This is a genomic window from Novosphingobium sp., assembly GCF_025351285.1.
Taxonomy (GTDB): domain Bacteria; phylum Pseudomonadota; class Alphaproteobacteria; order Sphingomonadales; family Sphingomonadaceae; genus Novosphingobium.
Genome location: NZ_JANXWG010000150.1, coordinates 66,842 through 92,849, shown reverse-complemented (window position 1 = coordinate 92,849; position 26,008 = coordinate 66,842). Strand labels below are relative to the sequence as shown.

The following is a 26,008-nucleotide window of genomic DNA, read 5'->3' as shown; positions in this document are numbered from 1 at the left end:
GGTTCCATACCCAAACCCGTTGCTGCGCGAAATCCTCGACTTGCCAGCGCCACATTGCCGCCTGGATCAAAGCCGGCACGATTGCCAGGAATGCGTTCCGGTTACTCCAGAGGGCGTCGACGCGATGAATATGCGTCAGCCCGCTATCATCACGGCGAAACTTGCGCTCTGTCGAGCGCGGAAAGGGCAAGCGATCGGGTCGGCAAGCCGGACGGTCGGGCGCAAGTACCCGTCGACCACGCACAATATCCGCCCATCGCGCGGTACAGGGCAATCTGGGTCAGGAGGCGTTCCTGCAAGCTGACCACTTGCGCATCTTCCGCGTTCGCAAGGAGTTGTTCGGCATCGATCTGCGTCAACAGATCCTCCTGCCCCTCGATGTACTGCGCACGGGCTAGGCGCGCGGTAAGGCGGGCCTCGTCGATGATCGTGCCGAGAAGCACAGCCCTTTCCCGGGCCGCGGCCTTCGTTTTTCGAAGATTTTCGACTTCCGACAGCGCCGCCAGGACCGTCGCGCGGTATTCTTCCACGGCAATGGCCTGATCGGCCTGCGTGACCTTGAGGTTGCTGCGGAGTTGACCGCGATTGAAGATCGGTGCGAGGACCGCCGCGCCGATCGTTACAGACTTCGTCAGGAGTCCGCCCGACACATCGGCCAGCAAGCCCTGCGCCGATATGCCGATCGACGGGAAGAACGCCGCCCTCGCAGCGCGCACATCGCCCTTGCTGGCGGCGATGATGGCTTCTCGTGCGCGGACATCGGGCCTCGCCGCAAGCAGCGCCGACGGCTTCGGCTGGGCAAGTTCAGGCACGGCGAAGGCGGTGATGCTGGCGGGCGCAGAGGTGAACGGGGGCGCCTCGGTGCCGCACAGCACGGCCAGTGCGGTGCGGGTCTGATCCAGCGCCTCGACCAGTTCGGTGCGGCTTCGTCGCAGGTTCATGACCCGCATCGACTGTTGGCCCAGATCGACCCGCGTCGCTGCGCCGGCCTGGTATCGGACGCGGACGACTCGCTCCAGTTCAACCGCGCGCGAAATGGTCTGGTCCTGGATTTCGACGCGGCGTGCCAGCGACGCCCTGAGCACCCAGGCTTGCGCGACATTGGTTTCGACTGCCAGCGTGACGAGTTCGTGCTGGATCTCTGCGGCTCTCGTGCGGGCGAGCGCGGCACTTTTCGCGCCGCCGATCCGACCGAAAGGATCGAGGTTCCATTCGAGATCCAGGCTGGCGAAAGTCGAGCGGAAATCGAAGCCCGATTGTGTCCTGGCTGACTCGCGGCTCGCGCCGACCGAAATCGAAATCGCCGGCAACGCAGCTTGCCGCGCCGCGCTCAGCAGCGCCGAAGCCCGGTCGACCCCGGCGGCGGCAATCGCGATATCGGTGTTGTGTGCCAGTGCGGTTGCGGTCAGCTCCGCAAGATCCCGCGACCCTAGAAGCGCGGCGATATCGGCAGGGACCGCCCGCTGCTCGGCGGGCAGGCTGTCAGCCTCGATGCTCCACTGGGCGGATTCGACTGGATGCACGCTGGCAAGCTGCGCGGTGGGAACGCAGCTTGCGCAGGAGAAGGCGATGACGAGGATCCCCGCCGGAACCTGACGGTACGACATGCCGCGGTGGTAGACAAAAGGCGTTAAGATAGCCTGAGCCATTGGCGTGCCGGGCTGAGCCCTTCATCGATAACGCCAGGTTTACCTTGTTTTCAGGCTTTGCGCCTAGCGGTCGTGGATTGAAGTATCGGAATCCGCGCGGGGCATGATCCAGGAACGTCTATTCAGACACGAGGTAATCGAGGCCGGCCGGAATCGGCTGGCCGGGACGGTGATTGCCGCCGTCCCGCCAACTTCGCGGCATTACACGCGGCTGGTGCTGTTTGCCGCGCTGGGTTTCCTGCTGATCCTCACGCTGGGCAGCTACGCGAGCACCGCGACGGTGCGCGGTCTGGTGGCCTACAACGCGGGCGTTGCCCGGATCTATCCACGCGCACCCGCCGAAGTGGTTGCGATCCATGTGCATGTTGGTGAGAAGGTCAAGGCCGGACAAGCGATTGCCACGCTCTCGGTCGCCCAGGGGCAGGGCGGTGTTGCACCCCAGCTTGACCAGATGGACCGGCAGAATTCCGAACTTGGCCGCCAGATCGAACTGGGCGTCGTCCAGACTGCATCGGCGATCTCGGCGCTTGAAGTGCAGCATGCCGGGATAACGGCCACGATCGGTTCGCTGTCGCGCCAGCAGCGCATTGCCAGCGAACAGGTCCGCATTGCCGACGCCGCCGTCAAGCGGGCCGAACGGCTGGCACGCGAAGGCGCTGGTACGCAGCGACAGATCGAGGACAGCCGCTCGGCCATGCTCGCCCGGCGGGCAGAGGCCGAGGTGCTTGGCGCGCAGATCATCACCGAGGGTAACCAGCTAAAGGCCAACGAAGCCGAACGCGGGCGTCTCAAGCTCGAAACAGAACGCAACCAGTCGGTCCTGCTCGGCCAGCGCGCATCGCTCTCGGAGCAGAAAGCGGCGCTGTCGCGCACCGCACAACTGGTGCTGACCGCCCCTGTCGATGGTGTGGTGGGCGATATCGGTGTCGAGATCGGCCAATTGGCCCGGCCCGAACGCACGGTCGCGTCGATCATTCCCGAGGGCAGCTCGCAGGAAATCTGGCTTTACGCTCCATCGCGCGCGGTTGGCGCCGCCCATCTTCAGCAACTCGTGCGCTTGCAGTTCGACGCCTTTCCATTCGAAAAATATGGTTCCGGGGCCGGCGTCGTGACCGAAATCGCCCAGGTTGCGACCGATCCGGCGAATGTCGATCCGGGGCTGGCGATTACCGAGCCCGTGTTCCGCGTCCGCGTGCGCATCAAGGACGTGTCGCAACGCTCGGAATTCACCGCGGCGAACCTGCGGCCGGGCATGACCCTGACCGGCAAGCTCCAGCTTGAGCGGCGCAATTTGTGGCAAGTGTTTCTTGGCCCCGTTTTCGAGACCTTCAGGTGATGGCAGAGTTCGAATGGCCCTGGTCGGGACGGCTCGACCCGATCCTGCAATCCGAAGCCGCCGAGTGCGGGCTGGCTTCGCTGGCGATGGTGGCGCGCTATCATGGCCACCGGGTCAACCTGGCCGGCTTGCGCCAGCTATTTCCCACCTCGATCAAGGGCATGACGCTGCGGCAAGTCATGGCCGTCGCCTCGCAACTGGAACTCTCGGCGCGCGCGGTGCGGCTCGAGGTCGAGGAGCTTGGCCAGTTGCGGCTGCCCGCGATCCTGCACTGGGATCTCAACCATTTCGTGGTGGTGGAAAAGGTCGATCGCGGCGGCGTCTGGATTCTCGATCCGGCGCTTGGCCGCAGGCGCATGTCGCCGGCCAAGGTGGGCCGCCACTTTACCGGTGTGGCGCTCGAACTGACGCCGACCGCCAACTTCGTGCGGCTCGAGGCACAGGTCAAGACGCGGCTGTCGGACTTGTGGAGCCATCTGCGCAACTTCCGCCCGGCGATCGTCCAGGTGCTGGTGCTGTCGCTGCTGGTGCAGTTGGCGGCATTGCTCGTTCCGCTGTTCATTCAACTGGTGATCGATGAAGCGGTGAACCAGGGGGACATCAGCTTCCTGACGCTGCTGCTGATCGGCTTCGGGTTTGTCTATATCCTGCAGGCCATTGCCCGCTTTCTGCGAAGCTGGGTCACGCTCTGCCTGGGCGAATCGCTGACGTTCCAGCTTGGCGGCAACATCGTGCGACACCTGCTGCGGCTTCCGATGGGCTTCTTCGAGCGGCGCCATGTCGGCGATATCCTGTCGCGGGTCGGGTCGATCCAGCCGATTCAGGAACTGCTGACGCGCGGGCTGGTCGATGCCGCGATCGATTCGACGCTGCTGATCGCAACCCTGGTGGTGATGGCCATGATCAGCCTGCCGCTCGCGCTGATCGTGGTGTTGTGCACATTGGTATATCTGGCCGGCAGCCAACTGGTCTATCCGACCATCAAGGTCAGGACCGAAGAACAACTGGTCGCGCGCGCGCAGGAAGAAAGCTACCAGATGGAAAGCCTGCGCGCGATGCGGGCGATCAAGCTGCACGGGTTCGAGGCCGAGCGCGAAGCCGGTTGGCGCAACCGCTATGCCGAGGTCATCTCCGCAACCTACAAGGCGCGCATGGCCGGCTTGCAGTTGGGCTTCTTCGAAGATCTGGTCTTCAGCTTCTCGTTCCTGATCACGGTGTTCATCGGGGCCCGCGCCGTCATCGACCAGCACCTGACCGTGGGCATGCTGCTGGCGTTCATGTCCTATCGCAGCAGCTTCACCTCGAGCGCGACCGCGCTGGTCCAGCAGTGGCAGAAATGGCGCCTGCTCAGCGTTCATCTCGAGCGTCTGTCGGATATCATCGGCGAAAAGAAGGAAGCCATCACCCACTCGAACCGCCGCGGCCCAGTCGGGAATGCGCCCGCCATCACCGCCAGAAATCTGACGTTTGCCTATGCATCGGATGATGGCCCGGTGCTCGACAAGGTCAACTTCACGATACCGGCCGGCGCGATGGTGGCGATCGTCGGTCCATCCGGTGCCGGCAAGACTACGCTGCTGCGGCTGCTGCTCGGGCTGCTGACGCCGCAATCGGGCACGCTGGAGATCGACGGATTGCCGCTCGGCCCGGCCACGATGGGCGATTGGCGCGAACGGATCGGCGCCGTGATGCAGGACGATTACCTGCTGTCGGGCACGCTAGGCGACAACATCTGCTTCTTTCATCCGCAACCCGATCAGGCGGCGATCGAGACCGTTTCGCGATATGCGCTGATCCATGACGATATCGCCAGGATGCCGATGTCGTACAGCAGCCTGGTCAGCGACATGGGCACCGCCCTGTCATCGGGCCAGCGCCAGCGGATCCTGCTTGCGCGCGCCATGTATCGCGATCCGGATGTTTTGTTTCTCGATGAAGGCACGGCCAATCTGGACGAGAAGACCGAGCATATCCTGGCGCAGCGGATCGCCGCCACGCCGATCACGCGGATCGCCGTTTCGCACCGCCCGGCGCTTGTCGCTGTCGCGCAGATCGTGCTCCATGTCGAAAACGGCAAAGTGACCCAGCGCGAACAGGGGCGGTCGGAAAATGGCGCGAGGCCGGACGATCGCGTCCAACAGGATGGCTGGAAGGCGAAGGCACCATGAACGACATGTCACCCGGGGGCGTCCACTTGCGCGCCGATCTGCGGATCAACCCCGAGATCGACATCCCGGCCTTGCAGGAGGTGTTCCGCCGCGACGGGCACGTGCGGATCGAGCGCTTCCTTTCAAGCGGGGCGCCGGATCTCTATCGCCATTTGTGCGACAGCCCCGATTGGATTCAGCTTATCAAGCACGACGAAGGGGCCCATGAACTTGCCTTGAGCAAATGGACGAGCCCACGGTCGCGGCAAAGGGCGCGGATCGAGCGCGCCATGTATGAACGGGCACGCGACGGCTTCCAGTACAGCTATTCTGCCTTGCGCATTCCGCCGCCGGGCGAACCCTCGCACGACCTTTACCTGACGGCACTGGCAACATTCATGCGCTCGCCCGAAGTGATGGGAGTGCTGGGGGCGATCACCGGCCTCGATGCGCCGCGTTTCACCGACGGCCAGGTCACGGCCTATGGCCCGGGAGACTTCCTGACCGGCCATGACGACGACCTCGCCGGTTCGGGCCGACAGGCCGCGTTCGTGCTGGGCCTGGCACCACAATGGCGCCCGGAATGGGGCGGACTGCTGTTGTTCCACGAGATCGGCGCGGTCGAACTGTCGGGCGTCGTGCCGCAGTTCAACACGCTCAACCTGTTCTCCATCCCGCGCTATCACAGTGTCAGTATGGTGATGCCGGCGGCACCGCGCCGCCGGTTTGCGGTTACGGGCTGGCTTTCGACCTGATCAGGGTGCTCAGTCCGGAGTGACGGTGGTCGAGCGAACGGTGATCTCGACTTCGACCAGGCATTCCACCGGCTTGGTCAGCACCTGCTCGGCAATCCTGGGATCGAAGAAATCGCGCAGGATCGGCGGTCGCTTTGCGGCAAGGTAGAACGCCGGGTCGCTGAGGAGTTCTTCCGTTGCACTTAGGCGCAGCTCATCCTTGCGGGTGACATGCTCGACAACGCACCAGGCGTGGGTAAGGCCGGCGCTGCGCAGGGCATAGGCGCGGTGATAGCCGTTCTGCAGCACCACGCGCGATTCGCTGCGCACCGCGCTCAGGAAATTGGAGCCGAAGCCGACCGATATGCCCAGCATTGCAGCCGCGGGGCCGGGCAGCGTTACGCCAGCCAGATCCGGATCGTGCAGCAGGATCGTGTCGTGCGCCCGAAAGTCGCTTGATGGCGAGCTGAATTGATAGCGGTTGGCGGAGAGTCGCTGGATTTTGACGGGTGCCAGATCGCGCTCGATCGGAAGGCAGAAGCGGAACAGTTGTGCCGGTGTCGGTTTCGCGCCGAGGCGCTTGGCGATGGCATGCGAAAAGCCGTTCTCCACCTGGATCTGCGAGACGACAAGCTTGTCGAGCTCAACCAGTTCGATGCTGTAGGGCAGGATGTCGAACGAGCTGCGGAACCACGCATGGTCTTCGAGCGTGGCCGCCAGTCCGGCAAGGCGCTTGTCGAGCGGCTTGCACGAAATGCTGTCCGCAATCCCGGCCTCGTCCTGCTCGAGCTGGTAGTAGAGGTCATTGGCTTCGCGCCACCGCGTGGCGAGCATGCGGGGATCAGCCTTGTCCCCCCCGATGACCTTCTTGCGATAGAAGCTGAGATAATCCTCAAGGTGCGGTTGCCCGCGCAGCCAGACCATCGAGCGTGCTGCGCCCGTGTCCGAGGTGCCGCAATCCTGCTCGCCTTGAAAGGCCTTGGCGTCATACTGGTAAGTCATCCGCCGTGCTTAACAGGCTTGTCTTACCCAAGTGTAAGGGCGGGAGATGCACCCCCGCCCCACAACTACGCCCAGATCGAACCGATCGGATCGCTCAGTGGCACTTCATGCTGTGCTTCTTGGACTTCGACTTGGCCTTGCTGTGCTTGGCCAGGCTGCGCTTCACCTTCGACGAGCTGCTGCATGAGGGTGGCGTCGGCGAGCTACCACAGCCGCAAAGGCCGAAGATGCCAGCACCATAAACCTGTTCAAGTTCGTCCATGTTAAGATCGCGCATCGGATGCTCCTGCCTCACATCGGGTTGATGTGTGAAAGCGCCTGCATCAAAACAAAGCGGCTGTCGGTATACAGATGTAGTTAATATCGTAACCGTCCCTCTTTGGAACGACGAGCCGCCAAGTTGTCAACAAGCGTACAAATGAAGTTTGGGATCGGCATTCAACAGGAGGTCAGAGAAATTACGCGCGTTTACACCCGCAAGGGCTTCAGTGAGGCAATCGCGCTGCCAAAGTGCATTCGAGACTGCTGGCGACGCTGTTGCTGCCACCTGCCGGATGGCCATCGGGCCGCAGTACCCTGGCGCGCCAGCATCGAGAGCCAAGGGCCAAGGGCCAAGAGCAGGCAGCCATCGGCCAGAGATGGTTTGGGCGACGAATGCGAAAGTCGGATGGGTTGGACGAATCTGCATTGCAGTGGGGTCAGCCATTTTATTCGGCTGGTGACCCCAACGGGAATCGAACCCGTGTTTCAGCCGTGAGAGGGCCGCGTCCTAACCGCTAGACGATGGGGCCGCGCCGACGTTTGTGATGCCGGGCTCTGCCCTTGGGGGCAATGCCGGGCCTCGCGGTTGCCTGCGAAGCAGTAATGGTGACCCCAACGGGAATCGAACCCGTGTTTCAGCCGTGAAAGGGCCGCGTCCTAACCGCTAGACGATGGGGCCAGTTCGGCGAAACGCCGTTGGCAAGGTGTGCGCCCTTAATTGGGGGTCACGGGAACGTCAAGCATGATCGGGAAAACTTCCCTTTCAGTCAGCAAATGCCGCGTCCTCGAGATGGAGTTCGGCAGCGGGCCGCGTGCCCCAATCGTCGATCTTCGGCCGGCCGGCCAGCCACAGCTTGCGTCCGCTGATGCCGTGGAGCAGTGTCTGGCCCAGCAGCGTCTCGGCCGCGCGGAAGGCGATGGCCTTGAAGCGCCCGCCATCATCACCGCTCACGATCAACCGGACGTGATCGGTGCCGACCAGATCGGCCTTGAGCAGCCGTACCGGCCCAACCACAACGCGCGGGCCGGGCCAGCCCATGCCGAACGGGCCGGCTTGTTCGAGCGCTTCGATCAGTTCGGGATTGAGCCCGCGCGGGGTTACCGACAGGTCGACCGGCAGCGCGTGGTTGCCTTGCGCCGCAGCCACATCGCGCGCCAGTCGCTCGTCGAGCCACTCGCCCAGTGCAAGGTGCCCGCCACGCGCCACGGTCAGCCCGGCCGCCATCGCGTGGCCTCCGCCGGCGTTGAGCAGGCCCGCATCCTTGGCCGCAATGATTGCCGCACCCAGGTCCACGCCGCTTACCGAGCGACCCGAACCCTTGCCGTGGCCCGCCTCGTCGGTTTCCAGCGCGATCACCACAGTGGGCTTGCCGGTCTTTTCCTTGATCCGTCCGGCTACGATGCCGATCACGCCAGGATGCCAGCCAAGCCCTGCCACCACCACGACCGAGCGATTGTGCTGCGCGGGCAGTTGCGCTTCGGCTTCTTCTTGAACCAGCTTTTCGATCGACCGGCGTTGTTCGTTGAGATCGGACAGACGCGCGGCGATCTCGCGGGCCTCGTCGGGATCGCGCGTGGTCAGCAGGCGGACACCCAGGTCCGCTTCGCCGACCCGTCCGCCGGCGTTGATGCGCGGGCCGAGCGCAAAGCCCAGGTCGCTGCACGTCGGTGCGCGGCTGAGCCGGCTGGTGTCGATCAGCGCGGCCATGCCGATGTTGTCGCGCCGCGCCATGACCTTGAGCCCTTGCGCCACCATCGCACGGTTGAGTCCGCGCAATTGCGCCACATCGGCCACAGTGCCGAGCGCGACAAGATCGAGCAACGCCATCAGGTCGGGCTCCTGACGCCCCTTTAAAGCCCCACTGGCGCGCAAGCTGCGTACGGTGGCCACCGCGAGCAGGAAGGCCATGCCCACTGCCGCCAGGTGCCCGTATGCGGCGGCCTCGTCGCTTTCGTCGAGCCGGTTTGGGTTGACCAGCGCCGCCGTCACCGGAAGCACCGACGCGCACTTGTGGTGATCGACCACGATCACGTCGACCCCGACGTCGTGCGCGGCGGCCAGCGCCTCGTGCGCCATCGCCCCGCAATCGACCGTGACGATCAGGCTCGATCCGGTTTGCGCCAGCTTGACCAAGGCCTCTCGCGAAGGGCCATAACCTTCGAGCAGGCGATCGGGGATGTAATGCGCCGCCTCCACGCCCAGCGATCGCAGCAGCAGGATCAGCAGTGCCGCGCTGGTTGCGCCATCGACGTCGTAATCGCCATAAATGGTGATCCGTTCACCCGCGAGCACGGCTTGCGCCAGGCGTTCGGCGGCTGCGTCCATGTCGCGGAAGATCGACGGATCGGGCAGGAATTCGCGCAAGGTCGGCTTGCGGTGACGGGGCAGGTCATCCCGCGCCACGCCCCGCGCCATCAGCATCTGGTCGACCAGGTCGGTGCCGAAGGCCGCGGCGTTGCCGTCACCGATGGCGTCACCGGTTCCGGAGGCCAGGTCCATGTTGCCGCCGCGCCAGCGCCACTGCTGGCCAAGGATCGAACGGGTATCGGCGCTGATTGCGGGCATGGCGTGGCGCTATCGCAGTTGCGCGAGCGAGGGAAGAGGCGCGCGGGCAGGGTTGTGGACCGACTTGCGCGAATGGGCGACAGCCTTGACATGCGCTTGCCGCGATGGTCGCATTGCGCTCGTGCAGGAACTCGCGTTTTATTTCGGGGCAGCTGTGCCGATGCGTCCGGACCAGAAGGCCTGATCGGCGTGCTCGCGATCGTCTGGCACAGCCGCACCGGCGCCGCGCGCGCGATGGCCGAAGCGGCATATACCGGCGCCTGCGAGGCCGGCGAGGCGGTTCTGATCGCAGCCGAATCCGCTCAGCCCGAAGCGCTGCTGTTGGCGGATGCGTTTGTGTTTGCCTGCCCCGAAAACCTTGCCACGATGTCGGGGGCGATGAAGGAATTTTTCGATCGGTGCTACTATCCGCTGCTCGGGCGGATCGAGGGCCGCGCTTATGCCACGTTGATCGCAGCCGGTTCGGATGGATCGGGCGCGCAAGCACAGATCGATCGGATCGCCACCGGTTGGCGGTTGCGTCGCGTGGCGGAACCGCTCATCGCCATAACGCACGCGCAGACGCCCGAGGCCATCCTTGCGGCCAAGCGTGTCGATGCCGCGACACTGGCAAGCTGTCACGAAATGGGACAAGCCCTGGCCGAAGGACTGGCACTGGGCGTTTTCTGAAACGAATGCGCTTCATTAGTTCGTTATGGATGAAGTAGGCCATTGCAGAAGCCGCTCGGATTTGAGCGTTATGTCAATCGTTTGGTAATGGGGCGGGGCGATGTTCTCTTGAGTGCGACGGGTGAATTCGAGCGTGGGACAAGGCTGGCGTGCCTGCTGGTCGAAACCGATGCTCGCCCCGACGCGGCGGGAGTTGCACGTTTGGCCGAACTTGGGGCTTTTTCGATTTCGAATGCCATGTCTGCCGATGCCGGCTGGGTGGAATTGTTGAGCGACGGGTTGACCTTCGACCTGGCAGGCCTTGCGCCTGGTCCGGTGATAGCGGCGCCAACGCTTGCCAACTGGTACGGCGTCAAGCCGGTGCCCGACGGTGCCGCCGCGATCACGCTGGCAGTGGGGCCGCATCTGGCCGGGGCCGAGCATCTGCTGCCGGTCGTGCGTGTGGCCGCAACGCTGGTGGCGTCGCTTTCGGCACTTCCCGGCGTACTTTCGGTGTCCTGGCTGCCGGCCGATTGCGCCACACGCCCGGACTGGTTCGCAACCGCCGTCCAGGCGTGGGTCAAGGGTGGCCCGTTCCCCGCGCTTGCGCTGTCGGCGCTTGAACGCGGCGAGCAGGGAACGTTGGCCAGCCGTGGGCTGGACTTCCTGATCGGGCATGACTTCCGGTTGACCGGTTGCGGCGATCTTGCCCCCGACGATGCCGCGCGCATCGCCATCCGGCTGACCGATTGGCTGGTCGCCCACGGCGCTCCTGCCACCCCCCGCGACGTTGAGCTGGAAGGTGCCGGATCGGTGTGGATATCTTGCGAACCCGGCGGCATGATAGAGGCGCGCCGCAGGTGATGGTTCGGCCACGGTCCGTCGTTCGCGACAGGCCGGGGCCGATGCCTTTCAGCTCGGTTAACCGACCCGGTTTACCAACCCACCGGCCCGGTCTCCAACGCCATCACATTCTACCGCGCCAGGTACAGCGCGAGCGGGGTTTCGCGAGGATGTTCGCCGCGCTCGGTCCCGAACCGGTCGGCATGAACGACTTTCGCCGCAACGGGCTGCTGCTCCCATCGAACGAGATCGAGGCGATGCGCATCGGCCTTCCGCTGCACCGCGGACCCCACGCCATCTACACGAAGATGGTCATCGAACGGGTGGGCGAGATCGAGCGCGAGTGGAGTCGCAGCCACGGGCATGTCGCGTGGGTCGGAGCGCTGGTCGCGCTTGACGCGCTGCAAAAGGCGCTGCGGCGCGAGTTGCTCGATCCGGCCTGCTGGCGTTCGAGGCCGCTCAACCGACGCGATCCCGCGCTCAATTTCAGCCATCTCGATGCGATGGCCGAGGCGCTGTGGGGCGCGACTGACGAACCGCTCAGCGCTTGAACGGAGCGGTGTTGGTTGCCAGCGCGGCGATCGCCTCGTGATATTCAGCCGCGAACCGATCGACCCGCGCCGCCACCGGTTCGACCGCGTCGATCGTGCCGATGCCCTGGCCCGAACCCCAGATGTCTTTCCATGCCTTGGCTTCGGTGTTGCCGCCCGAACCGAAGTTCATCGCGGTCGGGTCGCTGACCGGCAGGTTGTCGGGGTCCATCCCGGCGTTGACGATGGAGGAGCGCAAGTAATTGCCGTGGATGCCGGTGAACAGGTTCGAATAGACGATATCGCCCGCCGAACTCGCCACGATCGCGTCCTTGTAGCCCTGCATGGCGTTGGCTTCCTCGCACGCGATCCACGCCGAGCCGATATAGGCGAAGTCCGCGCCCAGCGCTTGCGCCGCCAGGATCGAACGCCCGTGCCCGATCGCGCCAGACAGCGCGACCAGCCCGGTGAACCACTGGCGGATTTCCTGCATCAGCGCGAACGGCGATTGCATGCCCGCGTGACCGCCCGCGCCCGCCGCCACCGGGATCAGCCCATCGGCGCCCTTTTCGATGGCCTTGCGCGCAAAGCGATCGTCGATCACGTCATGCAGCACGATCCCGCCCCAGCCGTGCGCGGCGTTATAGACGTCCTCGCGCGCGCCGAGCGAGGTGATCAGCAGCGGCACCTGCCACTTGGCGCACATCGCCATGTCCTCGTCGAGCCGGTTGTTGGTGCGATGAACGATCTGGTTGACCGCGAACGGCGCCGCCGGCGCTTCGGGATGATCGCGGTTGTGCGCGGCCAGTTCCTCGGTGATGCGGTGCAGCCATTCGTCCAACTGGCTGATCGGCCGCGCGTTTAGCGAGGGAAAGCTGCCGACCACGCCCGCCTTGCACTGCGCAATGACCAGCTCGGGCGTCGAAATGATGAACAGCGGCGAGGCAATCACCGGCAGGCGCAGATTGGCAAAAAGCGAAGGCAGCGGCATCGGGTTCTTTCGGGTTAAGCGATCGATTAAGAGCGCACTTAGGGGGCCGGGCGAGGGCTGTCAAAGGGCCGATGGGGCAAGGCACAAGGTGACATGTTGACGCAATTGACGGTGTCCTGGGAGGAAAACGCCGGGCGGCCACCTTGGCGCTTAACAGCAGACAGTTTAGGTGCTTTGGAGCGCCATGAATCGGCTTTTGCACAAGCCGGACGATGTAGGAAAGGGCTGATTGGCGCCACTGTTGCCAACGCTTCGTCGGCATCGGCATCGCCGCCATGTGCCTGGGGGCCATGGTGGAACGCAGCAGATGTCTCGGTTGATCGCTTGCCTTCAGGGAAGCGGGATTTAGGGGGCGAGGTCGGGGTAACATTTGTTTGGAGTGCGGTTCCCGCCCAATTGCCGACATTGGCCGCGTTCGGCATGGTCGCGTTATGAGACTCCCCCGGTTCTTCATCGTCGCAATCCTCGCTGGAATGGGATCAGCGTGCTCGCCGTTAATCTCATCAACGGATTGCAAAGGCATGTCTCATCCGCTTGCGGTGCAATTGGCGCAACAACAGAAGCGAGGAATGCTGAGCCGCTCTGTCCGATCTGAGCAGGAAAACTTCGCGTCTGATACCGCCACAGTCGCCGAGGACCCTACAAGTTACGTCGCGAAGGTTAGCTTTACGGGCAAGGATGGTCAGAAGCTCATCGGATTAATCGATGAGGACTGCTACGTCGGGTGGACAATGAAATGACCGCTTTCCTCCAGTGCCTGCCGGATGGCGGTCAGAGCTACCTTCCGATCCTAATCTTAGATTGCACCCATCGCCTTCAAAAAAATGTGCAAACCTCGCGGCCCATCGCACCGCGCCGGGGACCTGCTTCGGTGCCACTGCATCGCAATCACAATTGCGTGTGGCCTGACCCTCGGTCCGCGCAAAATTCGGGGACTTGGCGACCAGTCGCCCCACTCAGGATGACGCGCCTGGCTTGGCCGCCTCGCTCGCCTCAAGCTCGCTTTCCTTCACGCCCAGCAGCTCAGCGAGGCGTTTGCGTTCGGAGGGGGTGAGGTCGTTCATGTGCTTGCGCTTGGGCAAGTCGGCGGTGCTGTCGGAGACCTTTTTGATCAGGTCGGGCATCTGTTTCATCATCTTGGGCATGAAGGCCTGCATTGCCGACATGACTTCGGGGTCCATGAAGATCGTCATCGCATCTGCCGCATAGGCCTTGCCCGAAGGCGTGGCGAAGAACGCGTTCATGTCGGCGAGTTGCTGCGCGGTGAAGCGGCGAGCGTAGGCATTGGCGAGGCCATCGCGCATGGTCGGTTCGAAGCTGGCCATCATCCCGCCCATTTCGCGGAACATGCCCGTCATCATCGCCTGCGTGCGCCTTTCGTAAGCGGGATCGAGGATTTCCATGATCTGCTTGATCGTACCCGGCCCCATTTCGGCGACCTTTTCCTGGCTCAATCCAGCGATCCCGGCCAGATCGCGCAACGGAATCTTGCCCACGCCGCCCATGATCTGCGGGATCATCGTGGTCAGGGTGCCGTCCATGATCCGCGCGTAAGTACCTACCGGGAATATGGAATTGACTGTCGTGCGTGCGATCGCCAGCCGCGCCGGATCGACTGGGGCCGGGGCTGCTGCTGGCGCAGTGGCAGGCGCCTCAGCCAGCGCGGGGGAGGCGGTGCAAAGGCTCGCCGCCAGCGCGGCGCCGAACATCCAGCGTGTCATCTCAAATCCCTCCTTGCTGTTCTTGCCCGGCCTTAGCCGTGTTCAAGCAGGTGTTCGATCCCGTAAACGCGCGCGGCGGTGCCGGCGAATAGCGCGGTCTTTTCCTCGGCCGAAGCCCCGTGCGCCAATCGTTTGAGCGCGTTCCACAGCGTGGCGTAGCTGGCACCCCATTTGTCGACCGGGTAATTGCTCTCGAACATCGCACGGGTGGGGCCGAAGGCATCGATGCAGGTTTCGATGTAGGGCCGCCACATCGCCGCAAGGGTCTCGGACGATAGGCCGGCTTCGGGGCCGTGATCGGGCATGCCGGCGAACGACATGGCGAGCCCGCCCAGCTTGATCGTGACGTTCGGGCATTCACCCAGCGCCTTGATCGAAGTGCGCCAGGTGTCGAACCGTTCGTGCAACTTGCCGTGGTAGCTGGCCATGCCGAGCGGGCTGCCGCAGTGATCGAGCACGATCGGCTGATCGGGGAACGCGCGCGCCAGCGACAGCACATCGCCCAGTTGCGGTTCGAGCAGCCAGGCATCGAAGGTCAGGCCCATGCGGCCAAGGTGGGCAAAACCTTCGCGGAAGGTGGCATCGAGGTAGAGGCCGGGCGCCGAATTGAGCGAGCCCAGTACGTTCGGATCGGCGTCCCAGGATGCGCTGTGACGGATGCCCTTGAAGCGTGGCGAGGCGGATCGAAGCGCCTCAAGCACTGGTGCGGCGCCATCGCCCAAGCGCAAATCGGCGTGGCCGATGATCGCCGCACACAATCGGCCAGGCCCGTAAAGCCCGCTCGCGCTTTGCGCCGCGACGCCGTTGACGTACTCGACCTCGCCCACGACCTTCAGCGCATCATTCGCGTCAGCGCGGTAGAAAGCGCCACATTCCATGAACACGGTGCCGATCACGTTGTGGCCGCCGGTAACATCGGCGTAGAGATCGCCGAACGTGTAATAGGCCGATCGAGCGATCGCTTCGATGAACGGATGGCGCGGTTCGGGGAAGTGGCTCAGCAGCGGCCGCAAGTCCCACAAGTGGTGGTGCGGATCGATGATCTTGAGATCGGGTTCGAGGATCGCTTCGCCAACAGTCTGTTGGGGGGTCGTCTCGGCCATCGGGTCCTGCTCCACAATCGCGCCGATGTTGCGGCGTCAGGTCACGACTATGGAGCAGCGTTACCGATCAGCCAAGCGCGGCGTTGGCGGCGGAAAGCACCGCGCGCACGCTGGCGGTGGCCACGTCCTCATCGATGCCCACGCCCCACACCGTTGCGCCGGTGGCGGTCCGGCATTCGACATAAGCCGCCGCGCGTGCGTCCGAGCCCTGGCCGATCGCGTGTTCGGCGTAGTCCTTGACCTCGAACGCAACTCCGAACGCCTCGGCCAGCGTTGCCACCACCGACGAAATCAGCCCGTTGCCGCGGCCCGAGACGCTGCGTTCGTGCCCATCGACGCCGATCTTCCCAGCGAAGATGCGCGTACCGTCGCTGGCGCGGGTTTCCTCGTAATCGATCAGGTGCAGCGCCTGTGGTTCGCCGAGCCGGTAGACGCGCTGGAACACGTCCCAGATGTCATTGGCAAACAACTCGCGCCCCGCCGAATCCGCCAGTTCCTGCACGTGGCGCGAGAAGTGCGCCTGCATCCGCTTGGGCAGTTTCAACCCCTGGTCCTGCTCGATCACCCAGGCGAAGCCGCCCTTGCCGGACTGCGAATTGACCCGGATCACCGCCTCGTAATTGCGCCCCAGGTCGGCCGGGTCGATCGGCAGGTAGGGCATTTCCCACTGCGGATCGTTCTTCGCCTCCATGTGCGCGAAGCCCTTCTTGATCGCGTCCTGGTGGCTCCCCGAAAACGAGGTGTAGACCAGTTCGCCCACGTAAGGATGGCGCGGGTGGATGGGCAACTGGTTGCAGTATTCCACGGTCTTGGCGATTTCGTCGATGTTCGAGAAATCGAGTTCGGGATCAACGCCTTGCGTGTACATGTTGAGAGCGACTGTGACGAGATCGCAGTTGCCGGTACGCTCGCCATTGCCGAACAGGCAGCCTTCGACGCGATCTGCGCCGGCCATCAGCCCCAGTTCGCATGCGGCGATGCCGGTGCCGCGATCGTTGTGCGTGTGGAGCGAGATCACCACCGCATCGCGGTTGGGGATCAGCCGCCCGAACAGTTCGATCTGGTCGGCATAGATGTTGGCCGTCGCGCATTCGACCGTGGCGGGCAGGTTGAAAATGATCGGTTTTTCGGGCGTGGGCTGGAGCACGTCCATCACGGCCGCGCAGACTTCGACCGAGAATTCCACTTCGGCGGTGGAGAACGTCTCGGGGCTGTATTCGAAGCGCCAGTCGGTATCGTGATACTTGGCCGCCTGGTCGCACAGGACTTTGGCGCCCTCGATCGCGATCTCCTTGACCTGCTCCTTGCTCATCCCGAACACGATCTTGCGCCACGCAGGCGAGACCGCGTTGTAGAGGTGGACGATCGCGGTGCGGCTGCCCTGAAGGCTTTCGAACGAGGTTTCGATCAGGTCGCGCCGCGATTGCGTCAGCACCTGGATGATCGTGTCGTCGGGCACTTTGCCGTTGCGGACGAGGCCGGAGATGAAATCGAAATCGGTCGCGCCCGAAGCCGGGAAGCCCACTTCGATTTCCTTGACGCCCACCTTCAGCAGCAAGTCGAAGAAACGCATCTTCTTTTCGGCGCCCATCGGGTCGACCAGCGCCTGGTTGCCGTCGCGCAAGTCGGTCGACAGCCAGCGCGGGGCCTTGGTGATCTGCTGCGACGGCCACTTGCGGTCGGGCAGATTGATGGCTGGGAAGGGGCGGTATTTGGGCGAAGGGTCGCGCAGCATCGTCATCGTGCGGGCTTTCGAACTGATTTATCGAAGGAACTGGTCGGCGGATCGGAACCCTTGGGCGCCGCGCGCGCCGCAGATGCGTCGCGTCAGCTCACGCCCAAGGGCGGATAAGTCGCAGGGTAAGGCCAAGCCGCAAGGTCATTGCGCCAAGCCTATGGCCAACTTGCCGGTTGTTGTCCAGAGTTGCGATCGACAGAATCGAGTGGGGGAATGCCAGATGACCGACGCAATCAGGCCGTTCACGCTGGCCATTCCACAGTCCGATCTCGATGACTTGCACCGCCGGATCGACATGGCGCGCTGGCCCGAGCGCGAGACGGTGGACGATTGGTCGCAAGGCGTGCCGCTCGCGGCCTTGCGCGATTTCGTCAACCACTGGCGGCACAGCTACGATTGGCGGCCGTGCGAGGCGTGGCTGAACCAGACCGGCCAGTACATCACCGAAATCGACGGTGTGGATATCCACTTCCTCCACGTCCGCTCGAAGCATGCGAATGCCACGCCGCTGGTACTGACGCATGGCTGGCCGGGATCGGTGCTCGAATTTCGCGGCGTGATCGCGGCGCTGACCGATCCCGAGGCGCATGGCGGCAAGGCCGCGGACGCGTTCCATTGCGTGGTCCCGGCGCTGCCCGGCTACGGCTTTTCGGGCAAGCCGACCGCTTCGGGCTGGGGTGTGGAGCGGATCGGGCGTGCGTGGGGCACGCTGATGGAGCGGCTGGGCTACACCCGCTGGCTGGCGCAAGGCGGCGATTGGGGTGCGGCGGTGACGACCGCGATCGGCGTCCAGAAGGTCGAAGGCTGCGCGGGCATCCACCTCAACATGCCGATTGCGCGGCCCGAGGCGGAAGACCTTGCCAATCCCGGGCCAGATGAACTTCGCGCGCTGGCGGCCTTGCAGCACTACCAGCAGTGGGATTCGGGCTATTCGACCCAGCAGCGCACCCGCCCGCAGACGATCGGTTACGCATTGGTCGATTCGCCGGTGGGGCTGGCTGGCTGGATCTACGAGAAGATGTGGGCCTGGACCGACAACAACGGGCGGCCCGAGGATGCACTCACCCGCGATGCGATGTGCGACAACCTGATGCTGTATTGGCTGACGGGGGCAGGCGCCTCGTCGGCGCGGCTCTATTGGGAAAGCTTCGGCAGTTTTGCGCCGCAAGTGATCGAACTGCCGGTGGCGGTCAGCCAGTTTCCCAAGGAAATCATCCCCGCCGCGCGCAAATGGGCGGAGCGGGTGTTTCCGGCGCTGGCGCACTGGGGCGACATGCCGAAGGGTGGCCATTTCGCGGCGTGGGAACAACCCGAAGCGTTCGTGGCCGAATTGCGCGCGGGGTTTGCGACGATGCGCTGACCCCGCGCCGCACTTCTACTTCTTTTCGAACGCTGCGGTGATATCGAGCCGTACCGCATCCGAAATCAGCGGCACGTAGCCGGCAAGCCCGAACACCGAGCGCCTGATCGTGGTGCTGCCGTGGAAGCCGACGGTCAGCGCCTTGGTCATGCCCATGCCGGCGCCCGAAAAGTTGGCGGCGATCGTCACCGGAGCGGTCACGCCGTTGAGCGTCAGGTTGCCGGTGATCGTTGCGCTGCGGCCGCCCGGCAGGACCTTGACCGCGGTCGACACGAAGTGCGCGTCGGCCTGGTCGGGGCCGAAGAAATCGGGCTTGCCGCCGTCCTTGCCCGGGCGAAGCAAGTGCGCGGTCAACCCGGCGTTGGCGGTGGTGACTTTCGAGACGGGGATCGTCACGTCGAGCTTCGCCGCCGCGGGATGCGCCGGATCGAGCACCAGTGTGCCCGTGGTCATCCCGAAAATGCCGAAATAGTCATTGAACCCGAGGTGGTTGACCTTCCAGCCGATCAGCGTGTGGTTGGGATCGACGGTGTAGGTGCCGGCGGTGACGCGCGCCGGCAGGGGCTTGCCCGGCTGTTCCATCGGCATCTGCGCGGCGCCCGGCGCGGCGAGCGCGAGCAGGGCCAGCGGGGCAAGCATGGCCGGTATCATGACGCGGATGGCGGGGGTGAACTTGGGCATGGTTTTCTCCGGACGGGCGTGAACCACATGCATGGCGCGGCGCGGATCGCCGGGCAAGCTGCAAGTGCCCAGCCGGGATGAAGCCGGATGGCCGGGCCGGTCAGCCGCAGCGCAACGAACCGATCCGGCCGTCTTCGACCACGATCACGTTGAGCCGGTCCGCCTGAAAGTCCTGCGTAACCGCGGTTCCGGGCCTGATCCAGCGAACGGCCCGCTTGCCGATCACCGCTGCCAGCGCGGTGCGGACTGCGGGATCATCAAGCCGGCCGATGAAGTGGTGCGCCCTGGCTGACTGGCAAGTATCTGTGTTGGTGGCAGAAGCTGAGTCCGAACCGGCTGGCGCTTCGACCAAAGCGGCGCTGGCGTTGATCATGGTGGTATCGGGAGCGGCCTGTTCGGCTTGCTGGCCAGCGCGCCCGCACCCAACCAACGCTGCGACAAGCGCAACGCATCCGAGTCCCAGGTGAAACCTGGTGCCCATTTTGCAGTCCTTCCCCAATTGGCCCGGGGTTAGACTAGCGAAATATCCATATTGGACGCAATAACTTATTGACGTCCGCGGCGCACCGAACCGGGACGGTTTTGCAAGATTCTTGCGTAACCCCCGAGCGAGCGGCAAACCGCCAGCCCGGGGGTGGCAAGGATCGGGTTCAGTTCTTCGCCTTGTCTACCAACTGGTTGGCGCCGATCCACGGCATCATCGCGCGCAGTTGAGCGCCGGTCTTTTCGATCGGATGCGCTTCGGCGGCCTTGCGCGCGGCCTTCAATTCGGGCTGCCCGGCGCGGTTGTCGAGCACGAAGTTCTTCACGAAACGGCCCGACTGGATATCGGCCAGAACACGCTTCATTTCGGCTTTGGTTTCGGCGGTGATGATGCGCGGGCCGGTGGTGATATCGCCGTATTCCGCCGTGTTGCTGATCGAATAGCGCATGTTGGCGATGCCGCCTTCATAGAGCAGGTCGACGATCAGCTTGGTTTCATGCAGGCATTCGAAATAGGCCATTTCGGGCGCGTAGCCGGCTTCGACCAGCGTTTCGAACCCGGCCTGGATCAGGTGCGTGATGCCGCCGCAGAGCACGGCCTGCTCGCCGAACAGATCGGTTTCGCATTCCTCGCGGAAGTTGGTTTCGATGATGCCCGAACGCCCGCCGCCGACGCCCGAAGCGTAAGCCAGGCCTACGTCGTGCGCGTTGCCGGTGGCATCCTGGTGGACCGCGATCAGGCACGGCACGCCGCCACCCTTGACGTATTCCGAGCGCACGGTGTGGCCCGGACCCTTGGGCGCGATCATGATCACGTCCACGTCCTTGCGCGGTTCGATCAGCCCGAAGTGGACGTTCAACCCGTGCGCAAACGCCATGGCGGCGCCGGGCTTCATGTTCGCGTGCAGGTCTTCAGCGTAGATCGCGGCCTGGTGTTCATCGGGCGCGAGGATCATCAGGATATCGGCCCATTTCGCCGCATCCTGGTTCGACATCACCTTGAAGCCGGCGCCCTCGGCCTTCTTGGCAGTGGCCGATCCGGCGCGCAGCGCGATGGCCACGTCCTTGACGCCGCTGTCACGCAGGTTCTGCGCATGCGCGTGGCCCTGGCTGCCATAGCCCAGGATCGCGATCTTCTTGTCGACGATCAGGTTGAGATCGCAATCGGCGTCGTAATAGACTTTCATGGTATTCCTCGGTCTTCAAAATGGCGGGATGGAAACGAAAATTCAGGCGCTCAGCGCGCCGCGGATCATGCCGACCACGCCGGTGCGGCCGACTTCGACCAGCCCCAGTTCGCGCATCAGCGCCACGAAGCTGTCGATCTTTTCGGGCGCACCGGTCAGTTCGAACACGAAACTTTGCGTGGTGGTATCGACCACTTTGGCGCGGAACACGTCGGCCAGCCGCAGCGCTTCCACGCGATGCTCGCCTTGGCCGGCGACCTTGATCAGCGCCAGCTCACGCTCGACATACGGCCCCATTTCGGTGAGGTCGGTCACCTTGTGCACCGGCACCAGCCGTTCGAGCTGCGCGCGGATCTGGTCGATCTGCGCCGGCGGCCCGTGAGTGACGATCGTGATGCGGCTGACCGAGTGGTTTTCCGTAATGTCGGCCACGGTCAGGCTGTCGATGTTGTAGCCGCGCGCGGTGAACAGCCCGGCAATCTTGGCCAGGATGCCCGCTTCGTTGTCGACCATCACGGTCAGGACGTGGCGTTCTTCGGCCTGGAGCTGGATCCTCATCATTACACCAGTGCCTTCGCTTCGTCGTCCATCGTGCCGGCCACCACGTCTCCGTAAAGGATCATGTCGGTGTGCGCGGCGCCGCTCGGGATCATCGGGTAGCAGTTGGCGGTCTTGGAAACGCGGCAATCGACCACCACCGGGCCATCATGGTCGAGCATCGCCTGTATGCCCGCGTCGAGGTCCGCCTCGTGCTCGATGCGGATGCCCTTCCAGCCATAAGCTTCGGCCAGCTTCACGAAATCGGGCAGCGCGTCCGAGTACGAGTTCGAATAGCGGCTTTCGTAAGTCAGTTCCTGCCACTGGCGGACCATGCCCATCCATTCGTTGTTGAGAATGAACACCTTGACCGGCAAGCGGTACTGGCTGGCGGTGCCCAGCTCCTGGATGTTCATCTGGATCGAGGCTTCACCGGCCACGTCGATCACCAGCGCTTGCGGATTGCCAAGCTGCGCGCCGATCGCCGCGGGCAGTCCATAGCCCATCGTGCCCAAGCCGCCCGACGTCAGCCACTTGTTGGGCGCGAAGAACGGGAAGTACTGCGCCGCCCACATCTGGTGCTGGCCGACTTCGGTGCTGATGATCGGATCGCGGTGCTTGGTCAGTTCATAGAGTCGTTCGATCGCCAGTTGCGGCATGATCTCGGTCTTGCTCGGCGGATAGGCCAGGCTTTGCCGCGCCTTCCAGCCATCGATCCGCGCGTTCCATTCGGAGAGGTCAGCGCCCTTGTGGCCAAGTCCGTTATTGGCTTTATTCCAGCCATCGAGGATCTGCGCCAGCACCTTGCCGCAATCGCCCACCACCGGCAGATCGACAGCGACGGTCTTGTTGATCGAGGCGCGGTCGATATCGATGTGGATCTTTTTCGAATGGGGCGCGAAGGCATCGAGACGCCCGGTCACCCGATCATCAAAGCGCGCGCCCACGCAGACGACCAGATCGGCGCGGTTCATCGCCATGTTGGCTTCGTAAGTGCCGTGCATGCCGAGCATACCCAGCCACGCCGGATGATCGGCGGGGAAGGCGCCCAGCCCCATCAGCGTCGAGGTGACGGGCGCGCCGGTCGCGGCTTGCAGTTCGCGCAACAGGCGGGTGGCCTCGGGGCCCGAATTGATCACGCCGCCGCCGGTGTAGAGGATCGGCGCCTTGGCCTGCGCGATCATGTGCACGGCTTGCGCGATCTCGTCGGCGCTGCCTTCGGTGCGCGGGTTGTAGCGTTGCGGCTGTTGCGACGGGCGGCCATCATAGTTCGCCACCGCCACCTGCACGTCCTTGGGGATATCGACCAGCACCGGACCGGGCCGGCCTTCGGTGGCGATACGAAACGCCTCGTCGATCGTCGCGGCAAGCTGCGCCGGATCCTTCACGAGGTAATTGTGCTTGGTGCAATGGCGCGTGATGCCGACGGTATCGGCTTCCTGGAACGCGTCCGAACCGATCAACCCGGTCGCGACCTGGCCGGTGATGATCACCAGCGGGATCGAATCCATATAAGCGTCGGCAATCCCGGTCACGGCATTGGTGGCACCGGGGCCGCTGGTGACAAGCACCACGCCGGGCTTTCCGGTGGACCGCGCATAGCCTTCGGCAGCATGAGCCGCGCCGGCTTCGTGGCGCACGAGGATGTGGCGGATGCGTTCATCACCGAACAGCGCATCGTAAATCGGCAGGACCGCGCCGCCGGGATAGCCGAACACGAATTCGACGCCCTTGGCGACCAGACTCTCCACCAGGATCGAGGCGCCGCTCCGTTCGCGTGGGGGGCTGCTTGCTGCCGATTGCTCGCCACTCACCGACTTGCTTCCTTCGTTTCGCGCCACGCCATAACCAACGACCGGCGCCACTCAAACAATCGGCCCAGCTACGGGGTTAACCGCGCCGGGCCGTCTCTCCCGTTCCGGGCACCCGCGCCCAGAACCGGACAAGGGCAATTGAGAGCCTGCTAGAATTCAGAATGTGCCGTGTCAAGCGCTAGTTTTGAAATAAAGAAACAAGATTGTCGTTTGGAATGGAACTTTCGGAACTCCAGCGTGGCCAGTCGGCGGGGAGTTGGTGGTTGAACCAGGTGTATTGCCGCTTGGCGTAGTTGCGCGTGGTCTGGCTGCCGGCGGTCAGGGCTTCCGCGCGCGTCATTTCACCAGCCAGCCACGCCGCCACTTCGCGCACCCCGATGGCGCGCATCACCGGCAGCGCGGGATCGAGTTTGCGGTTCATGAGCAAACGCACTTCATCGGCGCCGCCGCCGGCCAGCATGCCCGCAAACCGCGCATCGCAGCGGGCGTAAAGCCAGGGGCGAGGGGGCAGCAGCACCAGCGGGGCAAGCGTGACCCGATCGGCAATCCCGCCCGTGCGTTCGCTTTGCCAGTCGGTCAGCGTCCGCCCGGTGGAGCGCACGACTTCGAGTGCCCGGGCGATGCGGGTGGTGTCGTTGGGGTTGAGCGCGGCGGCGCGATCGGGGTCTTCGTCCAATAGTGCGGCGTGCGCCTCGGCCACTGGAAGCGCACGCACCGCATCGCGCACCATGGCGTCGATCGCGGGCACCGGTGCGATCCCGTCGACCAGCGTGCGGATATAGAGCCCGGTTCCGCCGACCAGGATGGGCAGCGCGCCCGATGCGTGCGCCGCATCGATCCGAGCGCGCGCCGCCGCTGCCCAATCCGCCGCAGAACAGGCCGTCGCGCCGTCCCAGGCGCCGAACAAACGGTGCGGAAGCCCACGCATCTCGGCCTCGGAAGGGCGCGCGCTGAGCACTTGCAGATCGGCGTAGACTTGCGCGCTGTCGGCGTTGATCACCACCGCATCGCGCCCTGCGGCGCGTTCCAGCAGCGCCAGCCGCACCGCACAATCGCTCTTGCCGCTCGCGGTCGGCCCTGCGATGAGCGCCACCTTCGGATGCGTGGTTGGCATGCTTGCAGAGGAATTTTCGGTGCTCATCGCTCGGCTGATAGCAGAGCCCGCCACGCTGGAAAGCGGGCTGGCACAGGCAAGCGCGGCACTGGCCACGCGCGGTTGGCCGGTGGCGCAGGCCACGATGCTCGAATTCTGCTCGAACGTGCTCGAAATCGAGATGGCCAAGGGCGATCGCGCCGAGGTCCGCGCGGTGCTCGATGCAGCGTTCCCGGGCGCCGACCTGCTGCTGTCGGACCAACCTTTCACGCTCCCGCGCGTATTCGTGTCGGACATGGATTCGACTATGATCGGGCAGGAATGCATCGATGAACTGGCGGATTTCGCGGGGCTCAAGCCGCAGATCGCCGCGATTACCGAGCGTGCGATGCAGGGCGAACTCGATTTCGAATCTGCGCTCCGCGAACGCGTGGCGCTGCTGGCGGGCTTGTCCGCCGGGGCGATCGACCAGTGCCTGGCCGAACGAATCCGCCCCGTCGAAGGCGCGAAAACGCTGGTCGCCACGCTCAAGGCGCACGGCTGCCGCGCTGTGCTGGTGACCGGCGGCTTCCACCAGTTCGCCGATGTGGTTGCCGCGCAGCTTGGGTTCGAACGCGTGGTCGCCAACCGGTTGGAGGTGGCAGGCGGCCACTTGACCGGCGGGTTGCTCGGCGCGATCTGTCACAGCGGCACCAAGCTCGATACGCTGATCGAGGAAGCGGCCCGGGCAGGTGACGGCACCGTTTCGCTCGCCACCGGCGACGGCGCCAACGACATTCCGATGATTGCGGCGGCCACATACGGCGTGGCCTATCGCGCCAAACCCAAGGCGCGGCTCGCCGCCGATGGCTGGGTCGAAAGCGAGAGCCTCACCGCGATCCTGCGTCTGCTGGGTATCCCCCAGAGCGAATGGGTTACCGCATGAAAATCAGGTCCGCGCGGGTTTCCAGCCACCGGGAACCACGCGGCGCTTCGCCACCAGCCGCAAGACCAGCGCGGCAAGAGCCAGCACAGAGCCGATCACGCCTTCTGCCGCTGTTTCCGGCCTGACCACGCGATTGAGATACGAAAACAGAAACACCAACCACAGCCAGTGAATACCCAGGCTGTGAAGCCCCTTCCAGCTCCGCCCGAGCATGCGCATCGCAGCGCGGTTCGAGGTCAGCACCATCAGGTACATGATTGCGTAGCCGCCCCCGCCACCGACCAGCGTGAGCAATTTCGGCGGTGGCGCGCCTAGCCGGATCGCGGTGACCAGCGAAACAAGATGAATGGTGTGGCAGGCCGCAAAGCCCAGGCCCCACCAGCGCCTATCGCGCCAGATCGCGCGCGATATCGGGCTGTGCCAGACTTTGCCGAGCGATGACGCGGCGTAAGTCAGCAGCAGGATCGGAAAGCCCACCCGCGCCGTCAGCCGCGCGGCAAGGCGCCAGCCTTCGGGCGTGTTGCCCAGCACAGCCAGCGCCGCACCCAAGGCAATGAAGCCAGCCAACGCGCCGAACGCGAGCGGCCATTTGCGCGCCAAGCCCATCAGCATTCCCTCGGAAATATCGACCCCATGCGGAACAGGAGGTGCCACGTAGC

At 64.4% G+C, this 26,008-nt stretch carries 24 protein-coding genes and 2 tRNA genes; 9 read left to right on the top strand and 17 right to left on the bottom strand.

Annotated elements, in window-relative coordinates:
- Window positions 1–149 precede the first annotated feature (149 nt).
- Entirely contained in the window at window positions 150–1,607 is a 1,458-nt protein-coding gene (locus tag Q0R16_RS18525; RefSeq protein ID WP_295639737.1) for a TolC family protein, read from the bottom strand.
- A gap of 145 nt (window positions 1,608–1,752) precedes the next feature.
- Here Q0R16_RS18525 and Q0R16_RS18520 point away from each other — a divergent pair, with 145 nt between their 5' ends.
- The 3 genes from Q0R16_RS18520 to Q0R16_RS18510 are packed head-to-tail and all read left to right on the top strand — an operon-like array spanning window position 1,753 to window position 5,887.
- On the top strand, window positions 1,753–2,985 hold the full coding sequence (locus Q0R16_RS18520) for an HlyD family efflux transporter periplasmic adaptor subunit (RefSeq protein WP_295639734.1): 1,233 nt from the start codon (window positions 1,753–1,755) through the stop codon (window positions 2,983–2,985).
- Window positions 2,985–5,153 carry a peptidase domain-containing ABC transporter gene (locus Q0R16_RS18515; protein WP_295639731.1) on the top strand — a complete coding sequence of 723 codons (2,169 nt, stop codon included), beginning with the start codon at window positions 2,985–2,987 and terminating at the stop codon, window positions 5,151–5,153. Before Q0R16_RS18520 ends, Q0R16_RS18515 begins: the two co-directional genes overlap by 1 nt.
- Window positions 5,150–5,887, top strand: coding sequence for a 2OG-Fe(II) oxygenase family protein (locus Q0R16_RS18510; RefSeq protein WP_295639728.1), 738 nt, complete (start codon window positions 5,150–5,152; stop codon window positions 5,885–5,887). The genes Q0R16_RS18515 and Q0R16_RS18510 overlap by 4 nt, the downstream gene beginning before the upstream one ends.
- Window positions 5,888–5,896: 9 nt before the next feature.
- Here Q0R16_RS18510 and Q0R16_RS18505 read toward each other — a convergent pair whose 3' ends face one another.
- The 5 genes from Q0R16_RS18505 to recJ form a co-directional block, all read right to left on the bottom strand.
- On the bottom strand, window positions 5,897–6,868 hold the full coding sequence (locus tag Q0R16_RS18505) for a hypothetical protein (RefSeq protein ID WP_295639725.1): 972 nt from the start codon (window positions 6,866–6,868) through the stop codon (window positions 5,897–5,899).
- 94 nt (window positions 6,869–6,962) lie between these two features.
- Window positions 6,963–7,145 carry a hypothetical protein gene (locus tag Q0R16_RS18500; RefSeq protein WP_295639722.1) on the bottom strand — a complete coding sequence of 61 codons (183 nt, stop codon included), beginning with the start codon at window positions 7,143–7,145 and terminating at the stop codon, window positions 6,963–6,965.
- Window positions 7,146–7,584: 439 nt separating this feature from the next.
- Window positions 7,585–7,659, bottom strand: a tRNA-Glu gene (locus Q0R16_RS18495).
- Window positions 7,660–7,733: 74 nt separating this feature from the next.
- Window positions 7,734–7,808, bottom strand: a tRNA-Glu gene (locus Q0R16_RS18490).
- A gap of 84 nt (window positions 7,809–7,892) precedes the next feature.
- Window positions 7,893–9,695 (bottom strand): single-stranded-DNA-specific exonuclease RecJ, encoded by a 1,803-nt coding sequence (gene recJ / locus Q0R16_RS18485; protein ID WP_295639719.1) that lies wholly within the window; start codon window positions 9,693–9,695, stop codon window positions 7,893–7,895.
- A gap of 234 nt (window positions 9,696–9,929) precedes the next feature.
- On the opposite strand from recJ, the gene Q0R16_RS18480 reads away from it, so the two are divergent.
- The 3 genes from Q0R16_RS18480 to Q0R16_RS18470 all read left to right on the top strand — a co-directional run bounded on the left by Q0R16_RS18480 (window position 9,930) and on the right by Q0R16_RS18470 (window position 11,737).
- Complete coding sequence (locus tag Q0R16_RS18480) at window positions 9,930–10,364, top strand: NAD(P)H-dependent oxidoreductase (RefSeq protein ID WP_295639794.1); 435 nt, start codon at window positions 9,930–9,932, stop codon at window positions 10,362–10,364.
- Between the two features lie 237 nt (window positions 10,365–10,601).
- Window positions 10,602–11,207, top strand: a complete 606-nt coding sequence (locus Q0R16_RS18475; RefSeq protein ID WP_295639716.1) for a hypothetical protein — start codon at window positions 10,602–10,604, stop codon at window positions 11,205–11,207.
- On the top strand, window positions 11,207–11,737 hold the full coding sequence (locus tag Q0R16_RS18470) for an AHH domain-containing protein (protein ID WP_366858003.1): 531 nt from the start codon (window positions 11,207–11,209) through the stop codon (window positions 11,735–11,737). The genes Q0R16_RS18475 and Q0R16_RS18470 overlap by 1 nt, the downstream gene beginning before the upstream one ends.
- Here the strand turns inward: Q0R16_RS18470 and Q0R16_RS18465 are convergent.
- Window positions 11,727–12,707 (bottom strand): nitronate monooxygenase family protein, encoded by a 981-nt coding sequence (locus tag Q0R16_RS18465; protein ID WP_295639710.1) that lies wholly within the window; start codon window positions 12,705–12,707, stop codon window positions 11,727–11,729. The two genes, Q0R16_RS18470 and Q0R16_RS18465, sit on opposite strands and share 11 nt — an antisense overlap.
- A gap of 521 nt (window positions 12,708–13,228) precedes the next feature.
- Here Q0R16_RS18465 and Q0R16_RS18460 point away from each other — a divergent pair.
- Entirely contained in the window at window positions 13,229–13,447 is a 219-nt protein-coding gene (locus tag Q0R16_RS18460) for a hypothetical protein (RefSeq protein WP_295639708.1), read from the top strand.
- Between the two features lie 216 nt (window positions 13,448–13,663).
- Here Q0R16_RS18460 and Q0R16_RS18455 read toward each other — a convergent pair whose 3' ends face one another.
- From Q0R16_RS18455 to leuA, 3 genes are all read right to left on the bottom strand, one after another.
- The gene (locus Q0R16_RS18455; RefSeq protein ID WP_295639706.1) at window positions 13,664–14,428 is read right to left on the bottom strand and encodes a DUF2059 domain-containing protein; all 765 of its coding nucleotides are present in this window, start codon (window positions 14,426–14,428) and stop codon (window positions 13,664–13,666) included.
- 32 nt (window positions 14,429–14,460) lie between these two features.
- Window positions 14,461–15,531, bottom strand: coding sequence for an amidohydrolase family protein (locus Q0R16_RS18450; protein ID WP_295639703.1), 1,071 nt, complete (start codon window positions 15,529–15,531; stop codon window positions 14,461–14,463).
- A gap of 67 nt (window positions 15,532–15,598) precedes the next feature.
- Complete coding sequence (leuA, locus tag Q0R16_RS18445) at window positions 15,599–17,272, bottom strand: 2-isopropylmalate synthase (RefSeq protein ID WP_295639700.1); 1,674 nt, start codon at window positions 17,270–17,272, stop codon at window positions 15,599–15,601.
- Window positions 17,273–17,489: 217 nt separating this feature from the next.
- On the opposite strand from leuA, the gene Q0R16_RS18440 reads away from it, so the two are divergent.
- Window positions 17,490–18,629: an epoxide hydrolase family protein gene (locus Q0R16_RS18440; protein ID WP_295639696.1), complete on the top strand. Its 1,140-nt coding sequence runs from the start codon at window positions 17,490–17,492 to the stop codon at window positions 18,627–18,629.
- A gap of 15 nt (window positions 18,630–18,644) precedes the next feature.
- Here Q0R16_RS18440 and Q0R16_RS18435 read toward each other — a convergent pair whose 3' ends face one another.
- From Q0R16_RS18435 to miaA, 6 genes are all read right to left on the bottom strand, one after another.
- On the bottom strand, window positions 18,645–19,310 hold the full coding sequence (locus Q0R16_RS18435) for a YceI family protein (RefSeq protein WP_295639693.1): 666 nt from the start codon (window positions 19,308–19,310) through the stop codon (window positions 18,645–18,647).
- Between the two features lie 100 nt (window positions 19,311–19,410).
- Window positions 19,411–19,791 (bottom strand): I78 family peptidase inhibitor, encoded by a 381-nt coding sequence (locus tag Q0R16_RS18430; protein ID WP_295639691.1) that lies wholly within the window; start codon window positions 19,789–19,791, stop codon window positions 19,411–19,413.
- 169 nt (window positions 19,792–19,960) lie between these two features.
- Window positions 19,961–20,980 (bottom strand): ketol-acid reductoisomerase, encoded by a 1,020-nt coding sequence (ilvC, locus tag Q0R16_RS18425; RefSeq protein WP_295639687.1) that lies wholly within the window; start codon window positions 20,978–20,980, stop codon window positions 19,961–19,963.
- A gap of 42 nt (window positions 20,981–21,022) precedes the next feature.
- Window positions 21,023–21,538 carry an acetolactate synthase small subunit gene (gene ilvN / locus Q0R16_RS18420; RefSeq protein WP_295639791.1) on the bottom strand — a complete coding sequence of 172 codons (516 nt, stop codon included), beginning with the start codon at window positions 21,536–21,538 and terminating at the stop codon, window positions 21,023–21,025.
- 2 nt (window positions 21,539–21,540) lie between these two features.
- Window positions 21,541–23,331, bottom strand: a complete 1,791-nt coding sequence (gene ilvB, locus Q0R16_RS18415; RefSeq protein WP_295639684.1) for a biosynthetic-type acetolactate synthase large subunit — start codon at window positions 23,329–23,331, stop codon at window positions 21,541–21,543.
- 178 nt (window positions 23,332–23,509) lie between these two features.
- Window positions 23,510–24,472, bottom strand: coding sequence for a tRNA (adenosine(37)-N6)-dimethylallyltransferase MiaA (gene miaA / locus Q0R16_RS18410; protein ID WP_295639681.1), 963 nt, complete (start codon window positions 24,470–24,472; stop codon window positions 23,510–23,512).
- Between miaA and serB the strand changes: the two genes are divergently transcribed.
- Complete coding sequence (serB, locus tag Q0R16_RS18405; protein ID WP_366857998.1) at window positions 24,465–25,349, top strand: phosphoserine phosphatase SerB; 885 nt, start codon at window positions 24,465–24,467, stop codon at window positions 25,347–25,349. The genes miaA and serB overlap by 8 nt on opposite strands.
- Before the next feature lie 3 nt (window positions 25,350–25,352).
- Here the strand turns inward: serB and Q0R16_RS18400 are convergent, their stop codons facing one another.
- Window positions 25,353–26,003: a hypothetical protein gene (locus tag Q0R16_RS18400; protein WP_295639677.1), complete on the bottom strand. Its 651-nt coding sequence runs from the start codon at window positions 26,001–26,003 to the stop codon at window positions 25,353–25,355.
- Between the last annotated feature and the right edge of the window lie 5 nt (window positions 26,004–26,008).

Coding starts and splice junctions, on each gene's coding strand:
- recJ (WP_295639719.1), bottom strand. CDS start 9,695: ATGCCCGCAATCAGCGCCGATACCCGTTCGATCCTTGGCCAGCAGTGG.
- Q0R16_RS18505 (WP_295639725.1), bottom strand. CDS start 6,868: ATGACTTACCAGTATGACGCCAAGGCCTTTCAAGGCGAGCAGGATTGC.
- Q0R16_RS18460 (WP_295639708.1), top strand. CDS start 13,229: ATGTCTCATCCGCTTGCGGTGCAATTGGCGCAACAACAGAAGCGAGGA.
- ilvN (WP_295639791.1), bottom strand. CDS start 21,538: ATGAGGATCCAGCTCCAGGCCGAAGAACGCCACGTCCTGACCGTGATG.
- Q0R16_RS18475 (WP_295639716.1), top strand. CDS start 10,602: ATGTCTGCCGATGCCGGCTGGGTGGAATTGTTGAGCGACGGGTTGACC.
- Q0R16_RS18525 (WP_295639737.1), bottom strand. CDS start 1,607: ATGTCGTACCGTCAGGTTCCGGCGGGGATCCTCGTCATCGCCTTCTCC.
- Q0R16_RS18470 (WP_366858003.1), top strand. CDS start 11,207: ATGGTTCGGCCACGGTCCGTCGTTCGCGACAGGCCGGGGCCGATGCCT.
- Q0R16_RS18430 (WP_295639691.1), bottom strand. CDS start 19,791: ATGGGCACCAGGTTTCACCTGGGACTCGGATGCGTTGCGCTTGTCGCA.
- Q0R16_RS18500 (WP_295639722.1), bottom strand. CDS start 7,145: ATGCGCGATCTTAACATGGACGAACTTGAACAGGTTTATGGTGCTGGC.
- Q0R16_RS18450 (WP_295639703.1), bottom strand. CDS start 15,531: ATGGCCGAGACGACCCCCCAACAGACTGTTGGCGAAGCGATCCTCGAA.
- Q0R16_RS18480 (WP_295639794.1), top strand. CDS start 9,930: ATGGCCGAAGCGGCATATACCGGCGCCTGCGAGGCCGGCGAGGCGGTT.
- Q0R16_RS18455 (WP_295639706.1), bottom strand. CDS start 14,428: ATGACACGCTGGATGTTCGGCGCCGCGCTGGCGGCGAGCCTTTGCACC.
- Q0R16_RS18465 (WP_295639710.1), bottom strand. CDS start 12,707: ATGCCGCTGCCTTCGCTTTTTGCCAATCTGCGCCTGCCGGTGATTGCC.
- leuA (WP_295639700.1), bottom strand. CDS start 17,272: ATGACGATGCTGCGCGACCCTTCGCCCAAATACCGCCCCTTCCCAGCC.
- Q0R16_RS18440 (WP_295639696.1), top strand. CDS start 17,490: ATGACCGACGCAATCAGGCCGTTCACGCTGGCCATTCCACAGTCCGAT.
- Q0R16_RS18520 (WP_295639734.1), top strand. CDS start 1,753: ATGATCCAGGAACGTCTATTCAGACACGAGGTAATCGAGGCCGGCCGG.
- Q0R16_RS18435 (WP_295639693.1), bottom strand. CDS start 19,310: ATGCCCAAGTTCACCCCCGCCATCCGCGTCATGATACCGGCCATGCTT.
- Q0R16_RS18510 (WP_295639728.1), top strand. CDS start 5,150: ATGAACGACATGTCACCCGGGGGCGTCCACTTGCGCGCCGATCTGCGG.
- Q0R16_RS18515 (WP_295639731.1), top strand. CDS start 2,985: ATGGCAGAGTTCGAATGGCCCTGGTCGGGACGGCTCGACCCGATCCTG.
- miaA (WP_295639681.1), bottom strand. CDS start 24,472: ATGAGCACCGAAAATTCCTCTGCAAGCATGCCAACCACGCATCCGAAG.
- ilvC (WP_295639687.1), bottom strand. CDS start 20,980: ATGAAAGTCTATTACGACGCCGATTGCGATCTCAACCTGATCGTCGAC.